Origin of the sequence: Streptomyces sp. NBC_00435, from assembly GCF_036014235.1 — a bacterium.
Taxonomy (GTDB): Bacteria; Actinomycetota; Actinomycetes; order Streptomycetales; family Streptomycetaceae; genus Streptomyces.
Genome location: NZ_CP107924.1, coordinates 3640508 through 3661932 on the forward strand (window position 1 = coordinate 3640508; position 21425 = coordinate 3661932).

Below are 21425 nucleotides of genomic sequence, written 5' to 3' on the forward strand. Positions count from 1 at the left end.
GTGCGTCCAGCTGCGAGCAGCCCGCCACGGCTTGGCAACGCGGCCGGTTCCCCTGGTTTCCTGCCTCGGCCTGTAGCCGCGAAGTACACCCCACAAGGCCCGGGGGACGACGGAGGCGTCGTCCACCGGGCCTTGCTCGCGCTGCCGAAGGGGGTGTTTGCGCGCGAGGGGAGGGAGTCTCAGTCGGTCCAGCCTGCCTTCGTCGCCAGGACCCCGGCCTCGAAGCGGCTGCGGGCGCCGAGGCGGGCCATCATCTCCGACATCATGCGGCGGGCAGTGCGCAGGCCGATGCCCAGCTTCTTGGCGGCGATCTCGTCGGTGGCGCCCTGCGTGAGCTGGCGCAGCAGCTCACGCTCCTGCGCTGTCAGTCCCGCCTCGTCGCGGTCTCGGGCGCTGCCGATCGGTGCGGCGCCGGTCCACACCTGCTCGAAGAGGGAGGCCAGCGCGGTCAGGACTCCGGGGCCGGTCAGCTGGACCGCGCCCTTCTTGGTGTTGTTCGGGTCCACCGGCAGCAGGGCCACTTCGCGGTCGAAGAGCACCATGCGCAGGGGCAGCGCCGGCACGGTGCGGACTTCGCCGCCGTTGTCGTGGAGCCACTGGGCGTACTCGATCGTGGGGGTGTCGTTGCGGACGCTGTCCAGGTAGACGGTCAGGACCCGCACGCCCCGGCGCATCAGGTCCTCATCGAGCGGCCGGCTGGCGTCCAGGCTGGCAGGGGACTGCGCACCGCCGGGCATGAAGGACAGGCACTCGCTCGTGGAGCGGTGGGCGAGCTCTTCGAGGCGAGCCTGGATGGCGTCGATCCCCTGGAGGTACTCGACACCGTGCCGCTCACCGGTCCGCAGCTCCGAGTACTCGCCCAGGAGCTTGCTGATGGCAGCCTGGCTTTCGGCGAACTGCTGCTGCTGCGCGAGCAGATGGGCCTGCTGGCGCTGGAGCAGAAGCTGGAACCCGAGGTCCGGGCTGACGGGTCTGAGTCCGCCGGGTGCCTGTACGGAGCGTCGTAGCAGGTTCAGTTCGGCCAGCCGGTCCAAGCCGCCCCGCACGGACTCTTCCGGACAGGCCAAGTGGACTGCGATTTCCGCAACACCCCAGTCCTGCTGGGTGAGCATCAGCCGGTAGATCGACTCGGCCTCGGTATCCAGTCCCAAACTCGCCAGCACAGCGACCCCCCGCTTGACGTCTCAGATGTCGAGACGATCCCTCAACTCCATCGGCGGAGGCCGATCTTGGCAGGTCAGGGATCTGCCCGACAAGGGATGTCCGCAGACTGAGCACCCTCACAGGCGCCATTCGCGTCCCCGAAGGCCGGGATTCCGGCCAGTTTCAGGCAGGTGCATGCCGGTCGCACTTCATGCCAGCGGGTAAGCCTTCCGCCCCCTCGGAATGCTCAGCAAACTAGTGATCACAGGGCAGCGGAAGTCCTCGGAAACGGAATCCGCAGCGCGTCGAGAACGCCCCCGCCCCGAAACGAAATCCACCCCCCACACACGGAGGACAGTCATGCCTGCTGCGCGGAGAGCCCTGCGCCTGATGAACAGAGCGGCTGCGGTCATGCTGGGCTTCTCTCCCGCCGGCGGGCACGGCTGCGGCCCCAAGTGCCGCCACACGGACCACTACAGCGCCGTCACGCAGGCCGAGGCCGACCAGCACGTGTGGTCTGTACCAGGACTTACCGCCCGGCCTGGAGGGCCCATGTTCATGGCCACCGCCACGCTCGTCGCCGCCCGGGAAGCCGAGGCCGCGAAGCTGGAATCGGCCATCGTCACCGACATCGTGTGGGCCGCCGCAATGCCGGGTGACGACCTCGAACACGTCCACGCGAAGACGACTTCCGGACGCATCGAGCTGACGTTCTTCCACCGCACGAGCAGCCTCGACGGCGCATTGTCCGCAGCCGCCGAGATTTGCCGCCGTGCATTGAATTCCAGCCCCACCCTGGCGCAATGGCGAATTGCCGTCACCCCTCAGCTTCCCGACGCCATGCCCGGCTCGGGCACCGTACTCGCGTGACTCAGATCACACCCCAGCATCAGGAGTCCCACCCCATGAGCGCTCTCAACGACCCCCGTCTGAAGGCCGAACAGCTCGCCATCGAGACCATCGACTCGATCGACCACGAGGTGCGCGTCCTCGGCTCGAAGAGCTACACCAACCGGCAGATCGCCATCGCGGCCCTGGCCGCCCTCGACGGAAAGACCGGCGTGATCGACGGCGCCCTCGTCTCCGACGACACCATCTACTTCGCGAACGCCGTCGCCTCCTTCGGGCACGTCGCCGTCGAGGTCGACCACGACAACTACCGCTTCACCCTGACGCCCACCGGCAAGCCGATGAACGCCCCCGAGGACGACATCTTCGTCGGCGGCGCCGGCACGCCGCTGCGCTTCCTGATCTCCATGGCGGGCCTCGCCGAGGGCATCACCACCATCACCGGCAACTCCCGCATGCAGGAGCGCCCGTTCGGTGACCTGCTCGCCGCCCTCCCGGCCCTCGGCGTCGAAGCGGTCGCGGTCCGCGGCAACGGCTCCCCGCCGATCCAGGTCACGGGCGGCAACTTCGTCGGTGGCAAGACGAAGATCTCCGGCGCCATCTCCTCCCAGTACACCTCCTCGATCCTGATCAGCTCGGTCCTCGCCCAGCAGGACACCGAGATCGAGATCGTCGACGAGCTCGTCTCCAAGCCGTACGTCGAGATGACGCTGGCCACCCTCGCCGAGCACGGCATCACCGTCGAGCGCGACGGCTACCGCAGCTTCAAGGTCGCGGCCGGCCAGTCCTTCAAGGGCGGCCACGCGGTCGTCGAGCCCGACGCGTCGGGCCTGTCGTACTTCATCGCCGCCGCCGCGATCCTCGGCGGCCGGGTCACCATCCCCGGCATCGGCTCCACCTCCCACCAGGGCGACGTCGGCCTCGCCGAGGTCCTGGGCCGGATGGGCGCCCACGTGGAGATCACCGAGAACTCCGTCACCGTCAAGGGCGGCGAACTGCACGGCATCGAGGTCGACATGGACGCCATGCCCGACGTCGTCCCCTCCCTCGCGGCGGTCGCGGCCTTCGCGCAGGGCAAGACCCACATCACCAACATCGCCAGCCTGCGCGTCAAGGAGTGCGACCGCATCGCGGCCGTCACCACCGAGCTGCGCAAGATGGGCATCACCGTCGACGAGTACGACGACGCCATGACCATCCACGGCGGCACCCCGCACGGCGCGGTCATCGACACCTACGACGACCACCGCATCGCCATGACCTTCGCGATCATCGGCCTGCGCACCCCCGGCGTCGTCATCAACGACCCCGGCTGCGTCGCCAAGTCCTTCCCGGCCTTCTGGAACACCCTGGACACCCTGCGATGACCGTCGACCACGCCACGAACGGCACCCCCGGCATCCTGCTCGTCCTCGACGGCTGGGGCCACGCCGCCCCCGGGCCCGCCAACGCCCTCACCAACGCCGACACCCCCGTGCTCGACGCCATCGCCGCGAAGCACACCTCCACCGTCGTGGAAGCCTCCGGCGAACACGTCGGGCTGCTGCCCGGCACGGTCGGGAACTCCGAGATCGGCCACATGGTCATCGGTGCCGGCCGCCCGCTCGACTACGACAGCGTCCTGGTCCAGCGGCAGATCGACGGCGGCGAGCTCGGCGACAACCCCCGTCTGACCGAAGCCCTCGACCGGCTCGCCGGGAACGGCGGCGCGCTCCACCTGGTCGGCCAGGTCTCCGACGGGATGATCCACTCCCACGTCGACCACCTCCACGCGCTCCTGTCCATCGCGGCGTCCCGCGGTGTGAAGCACGTGTGGGTGCACGCCATCACCGACGGCCGCGACGTCGCCGACCACACCGCCGGCGACTACCTGGCCCGCGTCGAGGAGTTCTTCGCCTCGACCGGCATCGGCGCCCTGGCCACCGTCTCCGGGCGGGGCTACGGCCTCGACAAGAGCGGTGACCTGGAGCTGACCGCGAAGGTCAGCGAGGCCATCGCCGACGGCAAGGGCGCCACCGCCCGCGACTACGGGCAGGTGCTGGCCGGAGCCGAGAACGGGGACGTGTGGGTCACCCCCACCGTCCTCACCAGCGCCGATGGCGAGCCGCTCGCCACCGTCCGCGACGGCGACACCGTCCTGTTCACCAACTTCCGCAGCGACCGCATCCAGCAGCTCGCCGACGACCTCGTCGGGGTCCTGACCGACTCGGACGTCGATGTCCTGTCCCTGACCCAGTACGACACCAAGGCGGACATCCCCGCCCTGGTCGGCCGGGCGGACGCCTCCGGCGGGCTGGCCGACGTACTCGAATCCCACGGCCTGCGCTCGGTGCGCATCGCCGAGCAGGAGAAGTTCGAGCACGTCACCTACTACGTCAACGGCCGCGACGACCGGGTCCGCGATGTCGAGGAGCACGTCCGCATCACCGCGGACACCGCTCCCGACTACGTGGCCCGGCCCGAGATGAACCTGGCACAGGTCACCGAAGCCATCGCCGCCGCCGCCCGGCGTGACGACGTGGCCCTGGTCATCGCCAACCTGGCCAACATCGACGTGGTCGGCCACACCGGCGACCACGACGCGACCGTCAAGGCCGCCGAGCACACCGACCGCGAGGTCGAGAGGATCCTCACCGCGGCTGCGGCGACCGGACGTTGGGTCCTGCTCGTCGGGGACCACGGCAATGCCGAGCGCATGTCGAAGCCCGGTCGCGACGGATCCCCGCGCCCGTACGGCGGCCACACCACCAACCCGGTGCCGGCCGTCGTGGTCCCGGCGCCCGGCCAGCTGCTCGGCGAGCGCCTTACCGACGGCGGCAGCCTCGCCGACATCGCACCCACCGTTCTCCACCTGCTGGGCCGCCCGAACGGCCCGGCCATGACCGGCCGGAGTCTGCTGTGACCGTAACCGCCGCCCTCAGCCACCCGACCCCGGGCGGGGCCGCCTTCGCCCCCGCCTTCGCCGACGACGCGGACGTACGCACCGTCGACGCCGGCAGCCCGGCTCTGGAGGCGTACATCGCCAGCGACACCGCCGGCCGGGTGCACGTCCTGACCGTGCGCAACGCGACCGACGCCGACCAGGAGCTCCACCCCGAGGCACTGCTGCCGGGCGGCCGCGGCCCGCTGCTCTTCCTCGGCGGGGCATCCACCACCAGCGAGCGGGACGGCCTGCTCGTCGCGCGCCTCGCCCCGCACGGCCACGTCCGCCTCGGCCGGATCACCGACGAACTCCCTCTCACCGACCCCGCACAGGAGCAGCCCGCATGACCACCGCCACCGGCCCCCGCCCGCGCATCGCGCTGATCGGCGACCACGGCAAGTCCCCCGCCCACGCCCGCCTCGACAGCTTCCGCCACGAGCTCGACGTGGACACGGAGTGGGTGCCCAGCGAGACCATCACCGGACCCGAGTCCCTGGAGGGCTTCCAGGGCATCTGGGTCGTGCCCGGTTCCCCGTACGAGAACAAGGACGGCGTGCTCTCCGCCGTCCGGCACGCCCGCGAGAACGGCATCCCCTACCTGGGCACCTGCGGCGGCTTCCAGCACGCGCTGATCGAGTACGCCCGTACCGTCGTCGGTCTCACGGACGCGGACGACGTGCAGTACGACCCCGAGGCGCCGACCCCGCTCATCGTGCCGCTCACCTGCTGCCTCGCGGGCGAGCAGGCCCCGCTGCTGCTCACGGCCGGCAGCCGGCTGGCCGCCGTCTACGACGACGCCGAGCTGACCACCGAGACGTACCACTGCAAGTACGGGCTGAACTCCGACTTCGTCGAACGACTGGCCGACGCGGGCGTACTGTTCAGCGGCTGGGACACCGAAGGCGCGCCCCGGGCAGCCGAGGTTCCCGGCCACCCGTTCTTCATCGGCACGCTCTTCCAGCCGGAGCTGGTCTCGGGCCCGGGGAACGTGCACCCGCTGATCAAGGCGTTCACGGCCGAGGTGGCCGCCCGCGCGGTCGTCGCCGCCTGACGCTCCCCGCTGACGCGCAACGGGAGGGGTCGTCGGCTCCGCGCCGACCCCTCCCGGCCCCGCGTCTACTGCTCCTGGACGCCCCAGATGAGGGAGTTGAGCACCTCACGCCGCTCGGGCGCGACCGCGTACCAGGCCCAAGTGCCACGCTTCCTGCGCGTGACCAGGCCGGCGTCGGAGAGGACCTTCATGTGCTGACTGACCGTGGACTGGGCCAGACCCAGCAGCGGCGTCAGGTCACAGACGCACGCCTCGCCGTCCGGAGCGGCCAGCAGGACGCTGAGAATCTGCAGACGGGTCGGATCGGACAGGCCCTTGAGGGTCCTGGCGAGGACCTCCGCCCGCTCTCTGGGCAGCGGCTCGACTTCGAGGGGCGGCCCGCACGTCGGATCCTCGTCGATGAAGGCCAGGAGCCGAGGGGGCTGCTCAGTCGCCTGTTCTACGGACATACAGGTCAGCCTACGTCCACCAGCTGAACGCCCACGTCGAAGATCGTTCTGTTCACCCATTGTTGGGCCGTCATTCAACCGGGCCCCGACCACCCGGCGACCCCCGCCCGGCAGGTGGGTGCCGCACGCGGTTCATGCCACACGGAACCTCTTCACCCACGCTCTCCCACCGATCAGACTCCTGATCGTCAGGGTGGTGGTCCGCCCTCCATCCACCCTCAATCCACCCACCGTTCACCAGCAAAGGCACCGCCATGTCTGCCATGACCACCACACTCCACCGCGCCCCGTCCCTCCTCACCAGAAAGCAGAAGCAGGCCGGCCTCGCCTCGTCCGCCGCACTGCTCCTCGGTGTCGTGCTCACGGGCTGCGCCGGTTCCGCCCAGGCCAGCTCCTCCGCGGTGCAGGCCAGCGGATCCACCACCGTCGCCCCGGTCGCGTCGGACGCCGCCGAGGCCCTCAAGGGCCAGGGCCTGAAGATCACAGTCGCCACCCAGGGCGGTTCCGCCGGCGGCATCTCCCAGCTCGGCTCGAAGCAGATCCAGGTGGCGCTGAGCTCCAAGCCGCTGTCCGACGAGGACCGCAAGACGTACCCCAACACCGACTTCGTGCCCACCCAGATCGGCGCGGACGCGGTCGGCATCATCATCACCAAGGAGGTCGCCGACGGCGGCGTCAAGAACCTCACCAAGGAGCAGGTGAAGGGCCTCTTCGAGGGCACCATCACCAACTGGAAGCAGGTCGGCGGCCCGGACCTGAACGTCTTCGTCTACGACAAGGAGCCCGGTCGCGGTACCCGCGAGGTGCTCGACAAGTTCGTTTACGGCAAGGGCAAGCCCCCGCTGCCGCCGCAGTCCGCGAACTACGCCGTGGTCGGCGGCAACCTGGAGACCCGTAACAAGCTGGAGTCCACCCGGGGTTCCATCGCTCCTCTGTCGACCGGCTTCATCGAGGGCCGTGACGGCCTGGTGGCCGTGCCCCTGGACGGCGTCGCGCCGACCCTGGAGAACGTCGCGTCCTCCAAGTACCCGATGACCCGCCCGCTCTTCATGATCACCGACGGTCAGCCGAAGGGCGCCGTCAAGCAGTACATCGACTACCTGCTCTCGCCCGAGGGCCAGAAGCTGCTTCCGGTCCACGGCTACCTGACGCGTCAGCAGATGGGTCTCTGACCGTGAGCGTCACTCTGGAGCGCCCGGTCGAGGCGTCCGGACCCAGCACGCCAGGCCCCACCGCGTCGCGGCCGCCCGTCCAGGGCGGCCGCCCGCGGCGGGCCCGGTGGGTGTGGGGATGGGTGTACACCGGAATGTTCTCGGTGGTCCTCGTCCTCGCGGTGCTGATCGGGTACCTCGGCACCGGCATCGCGAGCGGTGACGTCGACTGGCTGAACCTGGTCTCCGACCCGTCGTGGAGCCCGGTCAACGGCGCCTTCGGTGCCCTGGCGATGATCTACGGCTCGGCCGTCGTGTGCGTCCTGGCGCTGCTGCTGGCCGTTCCGGTCGGCTGGTCGGCGGCCATCGCCCTGTCGGAGTACCTCCCGCCCCGCTTCGCCCGGCCCCTGCGGCTGAGCGTCGAGCTGCTGGCGGCGGTCCCCTCCATCGTCTACGGCCTCATCGGCATCATGGTGATCCGGCCGTTCGTCTCGATGCTGGGCGGCGTACCGGGCGGCGACAGCCTGCTCGCCGCGGGCATCGTCCTCGCCGTGATGATCATGCCGACGATCGTCGCGGTCAGCGTCGACGCCCTGTCGGCCGTCCCCGCCCGCTACCGGGAGGCCGCGTACTCCCTCGGCCTGACCCGCCGAGAGGTCGTACGGTCGGTCCTCCTGCCCCAGGCCCGCGCGGGCATGCGCGCCGGCGTCCTGCTCGGCCTGGCCCGCGGACTCGGCGAGGCCATCGCGGTCTTCATGGTCATCGGCCGCGCCGACGGAAGGCTCCCGGGGGCGCCCGGAGTGTTCTTCTCCTCCCTGGTCCGCCCCGGCCAGACCCTGACCACCAAGCTGGCCGGCCCCGAGCCGATGCTCGCCGGCACCTCCGGCCCCTACTTCGCGGCGCTGTGCGCCCTGGGCATCATCCTGCTACTCCTGGTGGCCGCGGCGACCGTGTGGGGCACCCGCAAGTCGTCGAACCGTCCCGCGAAGCGCGGCCTGCGCGGACACCGGGCCGCCGCCCGCATGCGCATCCCGCGCGACCGCCTCACGACGGCGCTGCGGATGGCGGCGCTGGCGCTGCCGGGAGCCCTGCTCCTCGGAATGCTCGGCATCCTCCTGACCCGGGGCGGCTCCGCGCTCAACCCGGCCTTCTGGTTCTCCCCGTCCACGGGCGCTGCCGGCGGCGGAGTGCGCGACCAGATCCTCGGCACGCTCCTGCTCCTGGCGACCACGGCCCTGATCGCCCTGCCCCTCGGCTACGCGGCGGGCGTCCTGATCGGCACCCGGGCCACGGGGAAGACGGCACGCGTGCTGGAGACCCTCACCGTGGCCATCGGCGGAACCCCCACCATCCTGCTCGGCCTCGCCGGCTACGTCCTGTTCTCGTCCGCCATGGGCTGGGGCCGGTCCTGGCTGGCCGGGGCCATCGTGCTGGTGCCCGTGGTCGTCCCGGTCATCGCCCTCACCACGGCGGGACGCATCCGCAGCATGCCGCCCGAAATCACCGAGAGTGCTCTGGCCCTCGGCCTGACCCGCGCCCAGTACATCCGCTCCGTGGTCATCCCGTACACCTGGCCGGCCACCCTCACGGGCCTGCTGCTCGGCCTGGCCCGCGCGGCGGGCGAGACGGCTCCGCTGATCTTCACCGCCACCGTGTTCTTCGGAGCGCCCGCCCTGCCGACCGGGATCGTCAACGCCCCGGTGCAGGCGCTGCCGACCCACATCTTCACCCTGTCCCAGGACTCCGGCGCCCCCGAGGCGATCACGCAGGCGTGGGGCAGCGCCCTGGTCCTGGTCCTGATCACCGCAGTACTTCTCAGCCTGGCGGTGGCCCTGCGCAACCGCTTCGAAGGAGCACGACGATGGACCACGTGATATCCGTCCGCGACCTGCGGGTCCTCGACGGCAAGAAGACCCTGGTGGGTCCGGTCACCTTCGACCTGGAGCAGGGCTCCACCACGGGACTGTGCGGCCCTTCCGGCGCCGGCAAGTCGACGGTGCTGCGCGCCCTGGTCGACCTGCTGCCGCACGGCCTCGTCCGCGACGGCCACCTGGAGGTATTGGGCCGCCCCTTCCGGCACGGCAAGGGCGACTCCGGCCTGCGGAGCACCGTCGTACTGGTGCCGCAGACGCCCGTCGTCTTCGGCGGAAGCATTCTGGACAACGCCCTCTTCGGGCTGCGGCACTTGGTGCGCGCCTCCCGGACAGAACTGAACGACCGGGTGGAACAGGCCCTGAAGGAAGCGGGCCTGTGGAACGAGGTCTGCAACCGGCTGGACACTCCTGCCCAGTCGCTCTCCAACGGCCAGCGCCAGCGGCTGTGCCTGGCCCGCGCCCTGGCACTGGAACCGGCTGCGCTGCTGCTGGACGAGCCCACCAGCGCCCTGGACGAGCGGAGCCGGGACACGGTCGAGGAGTCGGTGGCAGCCCTCCGTGGCAACCGCACGGTCCTTCTCGTCTCGCACGACCCGGCGCAGGTGGAGCGGCTCTGCGACCGCACGGTCCGGCTGGAGCTGCCGGAAACCCTGACGTGCTCTGCTCCTGTGGCAGCCGCCTGAGCACGAAGCACCGCAGCAGGAAACGAGAACCGGGCCCGGTCCATCGTGTCGCAATCACGACGGACCGGGCCCGGCGTCTGTGCTCAGCCTGCCGGTACGAGGTCCGCGTCAGCCGCGTGGACCGAGTCCCCGAGGGCCGCGAGGTACCGCTCAGCGTCCAGCGCGGCCGCGCAGCCGGAGCCGGCCGCGGTGATGGCCTGGCGGTAGATGTGGTCCACCACGTCTCCCGCGCCGAAGACGCCGGGGATGCTCGTACGGGTCGTCGGCGCCTGGGTCTTGAGGTAGCCCTCGGAGTCCAGTTCGAGCTGGTCGGCGAAGAGTTCCGTACGCGGGTCGTGGCCGATGGCGACGAACAGGCCCGTCACGTCCAGGTCGCGCGTCTTGCCGGTCAGGACGTCACGGAGGACGACGCCAGAGAGCATCCCGCCGGTCTCCTTGATCTCGGCGACCTCGCTGTCGAAGGCGAAGGAGATCTTGTCGTCGGAGAACGCCCGGTCCTGCATGGCCTTGGAGGCGCGCAGGGTGGAGCGGCGGTGGACGATGGTGACCGAGCGGGCGAAGCGGGTCAGGAAGGTGGCTTCCTCCATCGCGGTGTCGCCGCCGCCGACCACGACGATGTCGCGGTCGCGGAAGAAGAACCCGTCGCAGGTGGCGCACCAGGACACTCCGCGCCCGGAGAGCGCGTCTTCGTTCGGCAAGCCGAGCTTGCGGTAGCCGGAGCCGGTCGCGATGATCACGGTCTTCGCGCGGTGGACCGTGCCCTCGGAGTCCGTCAGCAGCTTGATGTCGCCGCTCAGGTCCACCGACACGATGTCGTCGTCGATCATCTCGGCGCCGAACTTCTCCGCCTGGGCCCGCATGTTGTCCATGAGGTCCGGGCCGTCGATGCCGGTGGGGAAGCCGGGGAAGTTCTCGACCTCGGTGGTCGTGGTGAGCGAGCCGCCGACGAATATGGAGCTGCCGAACAGCAGCGGCTTCAGCTGGGCACGGGCGGTGTAGAGCGCTGCCGTGTATCCGGCCGGGCCGGAGCCGATGATGATGACCTCGCGCACGTCGTCCTGCGCGTCTGTCGGGTTGGTCGTCATGATGCGGTCAGCTCTCCTGCTTCTGCGTGTTCGGCGTGTTCTTGGTGTCGATCTCTGCGATCAGGCCCTCGATGAGGCCCTTGATCTCGTCCCGGATGGGGCGTACGGACTCGACGCCCTGGCCGGCCGGGTCTTCGAGCTGCCAGTCGAGGTAGGTCTTGCCGGGGAAGTACGGGCAGGCGTCGCCGCAGCCCATCGTGATGATGTAGTCGGAGGCCTTGGCGGCCTCGGGGGTCAGCACCTTCGGCTTCTGGTCGGAGATGTCGATGCCCAGCTCCGCCATGGCGGCCACCGCGGAAGGGTTGATCTGGTCCCCGGGGACCGAGCCCGCGGAGCGGACCTCGACCCGGTCGCCCGCGAGGTGACGCAGGAAGCCGGCGGCCATCTGCGAGCGGCCCGCATTGTGGATGCAGACGAACAACACGGACGCGAGCGGCGTGGAGGACATCGGTTCTTCCTTCATCGGCAGGGTCAACGGGGCCGACCATCGCGCCGGGGCGGCAATGACTCAGCCCGGACTGGTATCAGCCCTGGGTGATGTGACAGTATCAGTCCATGATGACGTCAGTCGACACTGATCTGCTCCGGGTTCTGGCCGATCCGCTCAGGCTCCAGATCGTGACCCTCCTCGCCCGCGAGACGCTCTGCACCACGCACTTGGTCGAGGAGACGGGCGCCAAGCAGACGAACCTCTCCAACCACCTCAAGGTGCTGCGCGAGGCCGGGGTCGTGGAGACGGAGCCCTGCGGAAGGTTCACCTACTACCGCCTGCGCCCGGATGTCATCGAAGCGCTCGCGGGTCAGTTCTCCGCCCTCGCGTCCACGGCGCGCCTCACCGCCGAATCGAACTTCAAGCGGTCCTGCCCGTAGCCGTCCCCGCTCGCCGCTCTGCCTCACCTGCCCGAGGAGAACCTGCCGTGACCGCCCCCGAGCCCGCCACCAACGCCATACCTGGTGACGAGCCCCAGCCCGCACCCGGCGCGACCCCGCCCCGCACCCCGCTGATCGCCCGCGCCGCCGCCGAACTGGTGGGCTCCGCAGCCCTCGTCGCAATCGTCGTCGGCTCGGGGATCCAGGCCACGCAGCTCACCCAGGACGTGGCGCTCCAGCTCCTGGCCAACTCGACTGCCACGGTCTTCGGCCTCGGCGTCCTGATCGCCCTCCTCGGCCCGGTCTCCGGCGCCCACTTCAACCCGGTCGTCACCCTGGCCGAGTGGTGGACCGCCCGCCGAGGCGGCGCGGGGGTGACGGCGCGCGAGCTGGCTGTCTACGTGCCCTCGCAGATCGTCGGCGCCATCGCGGGGGCGATCCTGGCCGACGCGATGTTCGGCGAGCCGCTGGTGAAATGGTCCACCCACGACCGCTCCGCCGGTAACCTCCTCCTCGGCGAACTCGTCGCCACCGCCGGGCTGATCCTGCTGATCTTCGGCCTGGCGCGGACGGACCGGCTGCGCTTCGCACCCGTCGCCGTCGCCTCGTACATCGGCGCCGCGTACTGGTTCACCTCCTCCACCTCCTTCGCCAACCCGGCCGTCACCATCGGCCGGGCCTTCACCGACACCTTCGCGGGCATCGCCCCCGCCTCGGTCCCGGCATTCGTCGGCGTGCAGCTCGTAGGTGCGGTCGTGGGTCTGGCCCTGGTCGCGGTCATCTTCATGCGCGGCAAGACCGGCAGCGAGCAGCCCACCGCATGACCCGGCACACGGACGTGGTGGTGGTCGGCGGCGGCCAAGCAGGGCTCGCCGCCGGCTACTACCTGCGCAGAGCAGGCATCGACTTCACCATCCTCGATGCGCAGAGTTCCCCCGGCGGGGCCTGGCAGCACGGCTGGGACTCGCTCCACCTGTTCTCCCCGGCGGCCTACTCCTCCCTGCCCGGCCGGCTCATGCCGCCGCAGGCCGGGAAGGCGTTCCCCGACGTCTCCCACCTGCTGGAGTACCTCGCCGACTACGAGAAGCGGTACGAACTCCCCATCCAGCGCGGTGTCCGCGTCGAGGCCCTCCGCGACCAGGCCCCGTTCCTCCGGGTGGAGACCGACTCCGGCGCCTTCACGGCCCGCGCCGTGATCAACGCGACCGGCACCTGGTGGCGTCCCTTCCTGCCCGCCGTCCCCGGGCGCGAGCACTTCCAGGGACGCCAGCACCACACGGTGGACTACCGCAGCCCCTGGGACTACGCGGGACAGCGCGTCCTCGTGGTAGGCGGCGGCAACTCCGGCGCCCAGGTCGCAGCCGACCTCGCCCCGCACGCCACCGTCCGCTGGGTCACCCAGCGGCCCGCCCGCTACCTCCCGGACGAGATCGACGGCAGCGCCCTCTTCACACTGGCCACGCAGCGCGTCCAGTCCGGCGGCCCGCGCATCTCGGACCTCGGCGACATCGTCGCCGTCCCGCCCGTACGAGCCGCCCGCGACGCCGGCCTCATCCCCGACCACAGGATGTTCGACAGCCTGACGGCCGACGGAGCCCGCTGGCCCGACGGCAGCACCTGGCCCTGTGACGCGATCATCTGGTGCACCGGCTTCCGGCCCGCGCTCTCGCACCTGTCCCCGCTGGCCCTGCGCACCGAGGGCGGCCGCATCCCCACCGAGGGCACGCGCGCGGTGGCCGACCCGCGCATCCACTTCCTCGGCTACGGCGACTGGACGGGGCCCGCCTCCGCCACCCTCATCGGCGTGGGCCGAACGGCGCGCGACGCGGCCCGCGAGATCGCCGAGCTGCTGGGTCGCCGCTGACGCGCGGCACCGCAGAGAGCAGGAAGTCCTGGCCGGAGCACCGGTCGGGCGTTCCTGCTCTCGTGCCTCCGCCCGTGAGGCGTGCCGGAGATCCGTCAGCTGCCTTCGGGCCTGGCGTTCTCGATGAGAGGCAGGCCCGTCACCTGCCGGAGTGGTCGATCACGTTGCCGTTCGAGCAGTTGTTTGCGTGATCACCGACCCAGTCGCCGAGGACCGGCACGACGGCGACCTCCTGCATGCAGACGGCGTCGGCCGTGAAGTTCCAGTTGTTCGCCGCGTTCACGCCACCCCCGAAGTTGGAGTCGTTGTCGGCGTGCGCCACGGGAGCCGCGAGGGACAGAGCGAGGGCGGGCAGTACCGCGAGCATGATCTTCTTCATGACGGGGGAACGATCAGGACCCGCCTGAGGATGCGGCAGCCTTGCGCGCTTCGATGAGAACGAGTCCGCCTCCCCAACCTCCATTGCGAACGCTCGACCATCGCTGCGACTGGGCACCTTCGGGCCCAATCAGGGGGCGAATTGCACCGCCGGGGCGGCACGGCCACCAGGGCGGAGAGCAGAGGGGGCGAGATACCCCGAGCACTCACGCGTGGCGTGCGAGCTTGACCGCGGAGACGAGCAGGATCACGGCCAGCGCGGGGATGAGTACCAGGTCAGAGAACACGCCGAGCAGCAACCCGCCCAGGACCGCGCCGGTGATGGAGCCGGCGACCATGACCACGGTGAACCGCCGGTTGGCGCCGAGTACGGCGAAGCTGCCGTCGCGGCTGTAGCGGGCGAAGGCCACCAGCATGGTCGGGAGTGACACCAGCAGGGACATGCTTCCCGCCGTCTTGATGTCCAGCCCGAACAGCAGCACGATCGTCGGGATCAGCAGCTCGCCGCCGGCCACTCCCATGATCGCCGCGACCACTCCGATGCCGAAGCCGGCTACCACCCCGATCGGCACCTGTGCCGCCCAGGGAAGCGCGAGTGATCCCAGAGTGGTGGCGTGCGTCGCCACCAGGGCTGCGGCCATGAGGACCATCAGGGCCGCCAGCACCTTGTAGAGGGTGGAGCTGCGCATCCGCACCGCCCACGACGCTCCGGCCCACGCACCCAGCAGGCTTCCGGCCAGCAGGTTGGCGGCGACGGGCCAATGCACGGCGACTTCAGAGGCGGGCACCGCGGCCATACGGGCAGGGAGGGCGACCAAGACCACGACCAGGCTCATCGCCTTGTTCAGGATGACCGCGGAGAGCGCGGCGAATCCGAAGAGCCCGATCAGCAGCGGCAGGCGGAATTCGGCTCCACCGAGGCCGATCATCCCGCCGAGGATGCCGATGGCCGCCCCAGCGCCGAACACCAAGGGCGTCGAATGCGTCGAACGGAACGGGGCGAGATGCTGATCGGTGCTCATTTTGGGCATCCTGCCCGGAGTCCAGCCCAGCCCGCCATGGGCCGGCCCCAGCTTCAGGGGAAGGAACCGGGCCCTCATCCCGGATTCGTCGGGAACTCCGAGTACCGCTCGGCACTGCTCACCGCGTGGTGGGGCGGCGGCCAGGTTCCTTCACTCCAAAGGCCCGGAAGGTGGCAGGGAAGCAGTGCGAACGACTGTCAGTCGATCTTGGGACTGCGGCGTTCCAACAGAACGACGTCGCGCCACACGCCACGGTGACGGCCAATGCGCGCGCGGGTTCCGATGACCCGGAAGCCGGCCCGCTGGTGCAGGGCCAGGCTCGCGGTGTTCTCCGGGAAGATCCCGGACTGGATCGTCCAGATGCCCGCCGCCTCGGTCGATGCGATCAGGGCATCGAGCAGGGCACGGGCGACGCCGCGGCCCCGGGCGTCGGGATGTACGTAGACGGAATGCTCGACGACCCCCGCGTACGCGCAGCGGTCGGACACCTTGGAGGCGGCGACCCAGCCGAGCAGGTTGCCGTCGGTGCCGAAAGCGGCGAAGCGGTGCTCGGGCAGCTTCGCCGCGTCGAACACGTCCCAGTTGGGGGCCTCGGTCTCGAAGGTGGCGTTGCCCTCGTCGATCCCGGCCTGGTAGATCTCCAGGACCCGGCCGGCGTGATCCCGCGTCATGGGAACGATGTTCACGGCTGCCGCCCGAGGATCGCCGACACGGCTGCCGGGAAGCATTCCAGGCACGCGGCGTTGACCTCGTACCTGACGGAAGCGCCCTGCCGCTCGGGCAGCACGAAGCGCACTTCGGCGAGCAGTTTGAGGTGGTGGGACACGGTCGACTGACCGATGGGCAGTCGCTCGGTGATCTCCCCGACCGTCAGCGGGCGCCGCTCCTCCGCCAGCAGGTTCAGCAGTCGTACGCGCATGGGGTCCGCCAGGGCCCTGAACCACCCGGCGTACGTCTGCGCATCCTCGGGGCTCAGCCCTTGACCGGCTCTCGTCGCCTCATTCATCGGTAATCGACGATAGTCGATGACTGAGACGCCTGGAAGGCCAACCCTTAGGCGCGGGGCACGGGCGCGGGGCGCGGCCAAGCAGGTCAGGCGGAGCGGCCCAGCATCTGACTCATCGCAGCGACGACGGACGGCTCCACCCGGTAGTAGACCCAGGTGCCACGGCGCTCCGAGGACAGCAGGCCCGCCTCCCGGAGCTTCTTCAGATGGTGGGACACCGTCGGCTGAGAGACGCCCACATCAGAGATGTCGCAGACGCACGCCTCCCCGCCCTCGTGCGAGGCGATCGCCGAGAAGAGTCGTAGGCGCACCGGGTCACCGAGGGCCTTGAACATCGATGCAGTCCGCTCGGCCTCTTCAGCCGTCAGCGGGCGCTCGGTCAGCGGCGGGCAGCAGGGCGCCGAGACTTCGTCTTCGAGCATCGGCAGCAGCTTCGTGGAAGTCATGAGCCAATCCTCCCTCCAAATTCGACAGATGTCTATGTTGACGTATGTCGATCCACGGTGGGATGCTGACCTCGGCTGGACATCGACGTTCATCGAATCAAACCGGGAGCCTGTCGTGAGCGCATCCACTGAATCCCTGCCCGTCATCGTGATCGGTGCCGGCCCCGCCGGCCTCGCCGCGGCTTCCCACCTCGTCGAGCGCGACATCGAGCCCCTGGTCCTGGAAGCCGGACCCGCCGCCGGCGCCGCAGTCCGCGCATGGGGTCACGTACGTCTCTTCTCCACCTGGTCCGAGCTCGTGGACCCGGCCGCCGAGAAGCTCCTCGCGCCCACCGGCTGGGCCGCCCCCGACCGTGCGACTTACCCCTCTGGCGCGGACTGGGCGGAGCAGTACCTCCAGCCGCTCGCCGACGTCCTCGGCGACAAGGTCCGCTGCGGCTCCACGGTGACCGGCGTCTCCCGCCTCGGCCGCGACCGCATCGTCGACGCCGACCGTGAGGCCCAGCCCTTCACCGTCAGCGTCCTGAACGCCGACGGCACCGAGGAGCGCCTCACCGCCCGCGCCGTCATCGACGCCTCCGGCACCTGGTCCACCCCCAGCCCCATCGGCGGCGACGGACTGCCCGCCCTCGGCGAGAAGGCCGCCGCCGACCGGATCTCGTACCGGATCCCCGACCTCAAGGACCCGGCCGTCCGCGCCCGCTACGCCGGCAAGCGCACCGCCGTCATCGGCTCCGGCGCCTCCGCCTTCACCGCCCTCGCCTACCTGGCCGACCTCTCCAAGGAGGCCTCCGGCACCCACTCCGTCTGGATCCTCCGTCGCGGCATCGGCGGCTCCACGTTCGGCGGCGGCAGCGCCGACCAACTCCCCGCCCGCGGCGCCCTCGGCCTCGCCGCCAAGGCCGCCGTCGACGAAGGCCACGCCGACGCGGTGACCGGCTTCCGCACCTCCGCGGTCGAGAAGAGCGCCGACCGGCTGATCCTCGTAGCGGAAGACGGACGCCGCCTCGACCCGGTCGACGAGGTCATCGTCCTCACCGGCCTGCGCCCCGACCTCACCTTCCTGAACGAACTGCGCCTCGCCCTCGACGAACGCCTCCAAGCCCCGACCGAACTCGCCCCGCTGATCGACCCGAACCAGCACTCCTGCGGCACGGTCTACCCCCACGGCGTGAAGGAGCTCTCCCACCCGGAGAAGGACGTCTACCTCGTCGGCATGAAGTCCTACGGCCGCGCCCCGACCTTCCTCGCCATGACCGGCTACGAGCAGGTCCGCTCCATCGCCGCCCACCTCGCCGGCGACCACGAAGCCGCCGAACGCGTCGAACTCACCCTCCCCGAAACCGGAGTCTGCGGCGGAGCCGGCCTCTTCGACCAGCCCACCGCAGCCGAAGAGACCAGCGGCGGAGGCTGCTGCGCCACCCCGGCCACCCTCACGATCGGCGCCCCCGCCTCCTCCGGCGGCTGCTGACCCCCGTGCCACACACCCAGGCCGACGCGGCCGCGACCGGGACGGGGGTCCGGTCGCGGCCGCGCGCCGCCCTGCCCGCCCTGTGCGCCACACAGATCACCAGCTGGGGCATCGTCTACTACGCCTTCCCCGTCCTGCTCCCGCGCCTGACGGCCGACACCGGCTGGTCCACCAACGCCGCGACAGCCGCCTTCTCCCTCGCACTCCTCGTCTCGGCCCTCGCAGGCATCCCCATCGGCCGGATCCTCGACCGCCGAGGGCCGCGCGCGGTGATGACCGCGGGCTCCGTCCTAGGCACCCTCGCCCTCCTCGTCATCGCGACCGCCCCCAACCTGGCCGTGTTCACCCTGGGCTGGGTCCTGGCAGGTCTGACCATGGCCGCCACCTTCTACCCGCCCGCCTTCGCCGCCCTCACCCGCTGGTGGGGCCCCGACCGCATCCGCGCCCTGACCATCGTCACCCTCGCCGGCGGGCTCGCCTCAACCGTCTTCGCGCCACTGACCGCCGCCCTCGCCGAACACCTCAGCTGGCGGGCCACCTACGTCGCCCTTGCCCTGATCCTCGCCGCCGTCACCATCCCCGCCCACGCCCTCGCCCTACGTGCCCCCTGGCCCCCGGCACCGCCTTCCCCACCCTCAACCGACCGCACGCCGGTCGCCCGAAGCCGGCCCTTCCTGCTCCTGGCCGTCGCCTTCACCCTCTCCGGCTTCGCGATGTACGCCGTCGTCATGGGCGTCATCCCGCTCCTCACCGAACGCGGCGCCAGCGCGACAACCGCCGCCTGGGCACTGGGACTCGGCGGCGCCGGCCAGACCCTCGGCCGCACCTTGTACGCCGGCCTGTCCACCCGCACCTCGGTCACCACCCGCACGGTCGTCCTGATCGCTCTGGGCGGCGCGACGAGCGCGGCCTTCGCCCTCGTCCCCGGCCCGATGCCCCTTCTGATCACCCTCGCGGTCATCGCAGGTGTCGTACGCGGCAACCTGACCCTGCTCCAGGCCACCGCTGTAGCCGACCGCTGGGGCACCACCCACTACGGCCGCCTCTCCGGCCTCCTCGGTGCCCCGGCCCACATCGCGGGAGCACTGGCCCCCTGGGCCGGGGCCGCCCTCGCGGGCCCTCTCGGCGGCTATCCCCACCTCTTCGCGGCCCTGGCCTCACTCTCGGTCGTGGCTGCCTGCCTCGCGCTCGGTACCTCCAAGGCGGGCAGCACCCAGACGGAGATTCAGCACCGCTCGTAACTCAACTGCGCAGCCGGCTCCCGGCATCGGCACCATCAAGCGCGTCCATTCAGCACAGGGTGATCCAGCCATCCGGGATCCACCCCTGCACATAGCCCTCGAGGAACAGCCCCAGGTCCGGAACGCCCACGTGCCCTACTTGCAGGGGAACTTGCCTGTACGGAACCCAGCGCAACTCCGCGTCGCCCTGGACATGCGCAAGCGGGACCCCGGGGCCGACATGCCCGGTGAAGATCCGGGCCTCACTTCGATGAGCGCCAGTGCCCACTGCGCCCGCGGCGGCTTTGAACCTGCCCGTCAGGCTCCCCAACCGAAGCCCACCGGCCGGCGCCATCACCGCAGCCAGGCGATGGGCCGCCCCAACATGAGGCTCCCCTTCGGATCGCCGTTCTGCGGGGAGACTCCAGCGGCCATCAGCGCCTGGCGTCCCGGCCCGGAACAGGGCCACTCGGTGGCGCTGATCGAAGCACACAAGGAACACGTCAGGCCGCACCCTCGGGGCATACATGCACATAATCGCGAGCGTAGAACCGAGCGCGGCGCCCCGCATCCATGGCGGGCCGGGCGGGTGACCGCCCGGTCGGGCCTACTCCGCCGGAGGGCTGGCCGGCAGGGCTGCGAGCCCGGGCCAGATCTGGAAGCCGAGGGCGACCTCCAGGCGTGCCAGGGTGCCGATGTCCGGCAGTACTTTGCCGCCGAGGACGCGACCGATCGTCGTGTGGTTGATCCCCGTGGTTTCCGCCAGAGTTCGCAGACTCTGCCCACTCGATGCGAGCCCGCGCTCGAGGTTGCGGGCCAGGGCCTGTGCGAAGTGGGCACTGACGGGCGCATCGGGGGCGAGAGCGGCGTGAGGCCAGGTGCCGTCAGCCACATACGCGCTGGGTACCTTGTCGTTACTGCTCCGGGGCATGCCTGGATCATCCCATGCACCCATTGGTGTTCCCTTCTCCGCGTGGTGGATTCAGTCACGACCGGTGCATACATGCAGCGAAATGAATCTTTCACGTTCGGCGCCCACAGACACGACGGCACGCAGGGGCGTGAACACTTCGCAAGATCAGGCAGTCGGAGCGAAGCGTGACCCGCCGCAGCCGTCGACACGCAGCCACCCCCGCACGAGGGGCGCCGCCTCCCCAATTCACTCCCGTGCGCCCCCACCCCGAGCGTGCTTGCCTCACTGACTCTGGGTAGCTGAGGGGCCGAGAAGAATGCGCAGGCCAGAGTGGTGGCGCTTTTGTGAAACATCGCGCCTCAGCGAAGCGCAGGCCATACATTCCAGGTCTCGTTCGATTATTTTTCATATCTTGTGCTGCAGCTTCAGGGAAGGCAATTGCGGACATGCCCTACCGGCCTCTTAGGCCAGTCGCTACGCTCAACAGGAATTCCGGTTCGGAGAATTGCGGGGAGGTGTTTCATGCACACACGCCGGGCACAGGGCGTCCTTGAACAGCTGAGGCGCCTGGCCGCCAGTGATGCGTCCAGGCGCACAGAAGCGAAGGACCGCCTCGCGCGGGCAGAGCAGGAGGCTTCGCTCGCCCGCTCCCTCTTCGAGTCGGCGGACACCCGCGCCGAGATCTCACAGCGGGTGGCTCAGGAGGCCGAGGAGCTGTTGCCCCACGGCTCCGAGGAGCAGGCCGACACACCCCCATCAGGCAAGTCCACCCACGAGCGTGGGGTCAGGACGCTCGGCGAGGAATTGCTCGCCTTTGCTCACGCCGGCGGACACGTCACGCGGACGGAGATCCTCAAGCACCTCAGCTCCACGCGCCCCGACATCAAGCTCACTGGCGTCGGGCCCGAACTCACCAGATTGACGAGGACAGGAGCCCTGATCCGCGTCGGACTGGGCACCTACGCGATTCCACCCAGCGCCCGAGGAGGTGACGCGTAGAGGGAGCGTTAATTCTGATATGGCTTCA

The 21425-nt window shown here is 70.3% G+C and carries 24 protein-coding genes; 14 read left to right on the top strand and 10 right to left on the bottom strand.

The window, feature by feature from the left end; all coding sequences use genetic code 11:
- Window positions 1-179: 179 nt before the first annotated feature.
- Window positions 180-1151, bottom strand: a complete 972-nt coding sequence (locus tag OG389_RS16595; protein WP_328299264.1) for a helix-turn-helix transcriptional regulator — start codon at window positions 1149-1151, stop codon at window positions 180-182.
- 544 nt (window positions 1152-1695) lie between these two features.
- Here OG389_RS16595 and OG389_RS16600 point away from each other — a divergent pair.
- From OG389_RS16600 to OG389_RS16620, 5 genes are read left to right on the top strand one after another with little or no spacing between them, the layout of a single operon-like run.
- Window positions 1696-2013 (top strand): hypothetical protein, encoded by a 318-nt coding sequence (locus tag OG389_RS16600; protein ID WP_328299265.1) that lies wholly within the window; start codon window positions 1696-1698, stop codon window positions 2011-2013.
- Between the two features lie 35 nt (window positions 2014-2048).
- The gene (aroA, locus tag OG389_RS16605) at window positions 2049-3359 is read left to right on the top strand and encodes a 3-phosphoshikimate 1-carboxyvinyltransferase (protein ID WP_328299266.1); all 1311 of its coding nucleotides are present in this window, start codon (window positions 2049-2051) and stop codon (window positions 3357-3359) included.
- Entirely contained in the window at window positions 3356-4894 is a 1539-nt protein-coding gene (gene gpmI, locus OG389_RS16610) for a 2,3-bisphosphoglycerate-independent phosphoglycerate mutase (protein ID WP_328299267.1), read from the top strand. The genes aroA and gpmI overlap by 4 nt, the downstream gene beginning before the upstream one ends.
- Window positions 4891-5262 (top strand): hypothetical protein, encoded by a 372-nt coding sequence (locus OG389_RS16615; RefSeq protein ID WP_328299268.1) that lies wholly within the window; start codon window positions 4891-4893, stop codon window positions 5260-5262. The genes gpmI and OG389_RS16615 overlap by 4 nt, the downstream gene beginning before the upstream one ends.
- Window positions 5259-5966 (top strand): glutamine amidotransferase-related protein, encoded by a 708-nt coding sequence (locus tag OG389_RS16620; protein ID WP_328299269.1) that lies wholly within the window; start codon window positions 5259-5261, stop codon window positions 5964-5966. Before OG389_RS16615 ends, OG389_RS16620 begins: the two co-directional genes overlap by 4 nt.
- A 65-nt stretch (window positions 5967-6031) precedes the next feature.
- On the opposite strand, the gene OG389_RS16625 is transcribed toward OG389_RS16620, so the two are convergent.
- On the bottom strand, window positions 6032-6415 hold the full coding sequence (locus OG389_RS16625) for an ArsR/SmtB family transcription factor (RefSeq protein ID WP_328299270.1): 384 nt from the start codon (window positions 6413-6415) through the stop codon (window positions 6032-6034).
- A 263-nt stretch (window positions 6416-6678) separates the two neighbouring features.
- Between OG389_RS16625 and OG389_RS16630 the strand changes: the two genes are divergently transcribed.
- The 3 genes from OG389_RS16630 to OG389_RS16640 all read left to right on the top strand — a co-directional run bounded on the left by OG389_RS16630 (window position 6679) and on the right by OG389_RS16640 (window position 10123).
- On the top strand, window positions 6679-7587 hold the full coding sequence (locus OG389_RS16630) for a phosphate ABC transporter substrate-binding protein (protein ID WP_328299271.1): 909 nt from the start codon (window positions 6679-6681) through the stop codon (window positions 7585-7587).
- 110 nt (window positions 7588-7697) lie between these two features.
- Complete coding sequence (pstC, locus tag OG389_RS16635) at window positions 7698-9440, top strand: phosphate ABC transporter permease subunit PstC (protein ID WP_443059437.1); 1743 nt, start codon at window positions 7698-7700, stop codon at window positions 9438-9440.
- On the top strand, window positions 9428-10123 hold the full coding sequence (locus OG389_RS16640) for an ATP-binding cassette domain-containing protein (RefSeq protein ID WP_328299273.1): 696 nt from the start codon (window positions 9428-9430) through the stop codon (window positions 10121-10123). The genes pstC and OG389_RS16640 overlap by 13 nt, the downstream gene beginning before the upstream one ends.
- 83 nt (window positions 10124-10206) lie before the next feature.
- On the opposite strand, the gene trxB is transcribed toward OG389_RS16640, so the two are convergent.
- Complete coding sequence (trxB, locus tag OG389_RS16645) at window positions 10207-11208, bottom strand: thioredoxin-disulfide reductase (RefSeq protein WP_328299274.1); 1002 nt, start codon at window positions 11206-11208, stop codon at window positions 10207-10209.
- Window positions 11209-11215: 7 nt separating this feature from the next.
- Window positions 11216-11656 (bottom strand): arsenate reductase ArsC, encoded by a 441-nt coding sequence (locus OG389_RS16650; protein WP_328299275.1) that lies wholly within the window; start codon window positions 11654-11656, stop codon window positions 11216-11218.
- Window positions 11657-11763: 107 nt separating this feature from the next.
- Here OG389_RS16650 and OG389_RS16655 point away from each other — a divergent pair, with 107 nt between their 5' ends.
- From OG389_RS16655 to OG389_RS16665, 3 genes are read left to right on the top strand one after another with little or no spacing between them, the layout of a single operon-like run.
- Entirely contained in the window at window positions 11764-12078 is a 315-nt protein-coding gene (locus OG389_RS16655) for an ArsR/SmtB family transcription factor (RefSeq protein WP_328299276.1), read from the top strand.
- Between the two features lie 47 nt (window positions 12079-12125).
- Window positions 12126-12902: an MIP/aquaporin family protein gene (locus OG389_RS16660; protein ID WP_328299277.1), complete on the top strand. Its 777-nt coding sequence runs from the start codon at window positions 12126-12128 to the stop codon at window positions 12900-12902.
- On the top strand, window positions 12899-13942 hold the full coding sequence (locus OG389_RS16665) for an ArsO family NAD(P)H-dependent flavin-containing monooxygenase (protein ID WP_328299278.1): 1044 nt from the start codon (window positions 12899-12901) through the stop codon (window positions 13940-13942). Before OG389_RS16660 ends, OG389_RS16665 begins: the two co-directional genes overlap by 4 nt.
- 139 nt (window positions 13943-14081) lie before the next feature.
- Here OG389_RS16665 and OG389_RS16670 read toward each other — a convergent pair whose 3' ends face one another.
- From OG389_RS16670 to OG389_RS16690, 5 genes are all read right to left on the bottom strand, one after another.
- Window positions 14082-14321: a hypothetical protein gene (locus OG389_RS16670; protein WP_328299279.1), complete on the bottom strand. Its 240-nt coding sequence runs from the start codon at window positions 14319-14321 to the stop codon at window positions 14082-14084.
- Between the two features lie 205 nt (window positions 14322-14526).
- On the bottom strand, window positions 14527-15342 hold the full coding sequence (locus tag OG389_RS16675) for a sulfite exporter TauE/SafE family protein (RefSeq protein WP_328299280.1): 816 nt from the start codon (window positions 15340-15342) through the stop codon (window positions 14527-14529).
- Between the two features lie 197 nt (window positions 15343-15539).
- A complete protein-coding gene (locus tag OG389_RS16680; protein ID WP_328299281.1) occupies window positions 15540-16013 on the bottom strand; it encodes a GNAT family N-acetyltransferase in 474 nt (157 codons plus the stop codon).
- Window positions 16014-16024: 11 nt separating this feature from the next.
- On the bottom strand, window positions 16025-16348 hold the full coding sequence (locus OG389_RS16685; protein ID WP_328299282.1) for an ArsR/SmtB family transcription factor: 324 nt from the start codon (window positions 16346-16348) through the stop codon (window positions 16025-16027).
- 86 nt (window positions 16349-16434) lie between these two features.
- Window positions 16435-16794, bottom strand: a complete 360-nt coding sequence (locus OG389_RS16690; protein WP_328299283.1) for an ArsR/SmtB family transcription factor — start codon at window positions 16792-16794, stop codon at window positions 16435-16437.
- Between the two features lie 115 nt (window positions 16795-16909).
- Between OG389_RS16690 and OG389_RS16695 the strand changes: the two genes are divergently transcribed.
- Both OG389_RS16695 and OG389_RS16700 read left to right on the top strand, forming a co-directional pair.
- A complete protein-coding gene (locus OG389_RS16695) occupies window positions 16910-18265 on the top strand; it encodes an FAD-dependent oxidoreductase (protein ID WP_328299284.1) in 1356 nt (451 codons plus the stop codon).
- 5 nt (window positions 18266-18270) lie between these two features.
- Entirely contained in the window at window positions 18271-19506 is a 1236-nt protein-coding gene (locus OG389_RS16700; RefSeq protein WP_328299285.1) for an MFS transporter, read from the top strand.
- A 586-nt stretch (window positions 19507-20092) separates the two neighbouring features.
- On the opposite strand, the gene OG389_RS16705 is transcribed toward OG389_RS16700, so the two are convergent.
- Window positions 20093-20416, bottom strand: coding sequence for a helix-turn-helix domain-containing protein (locus OG389_RS16705; RefSeq protein WP_328299286.1), 324 nt, complete (start codon window positions 20414-20416; stop codon window positions 20093-20095).
- Window positions 20417-20920: 504 nt separating this feature from the next.
- Here OG389_RS16705 and OG389_RS16710 point away from each other — a divergent pair.
- Entirely contained in the window at window positions 20921-21397 is a 477-nt protein-coding gene (locus tag OG389_RS16710) for a hypothetical protein (protein ID WP_328299287.1), read from the top strand.
- Window positions 21398-21425 lie beyond the last annotated feature (28 nt).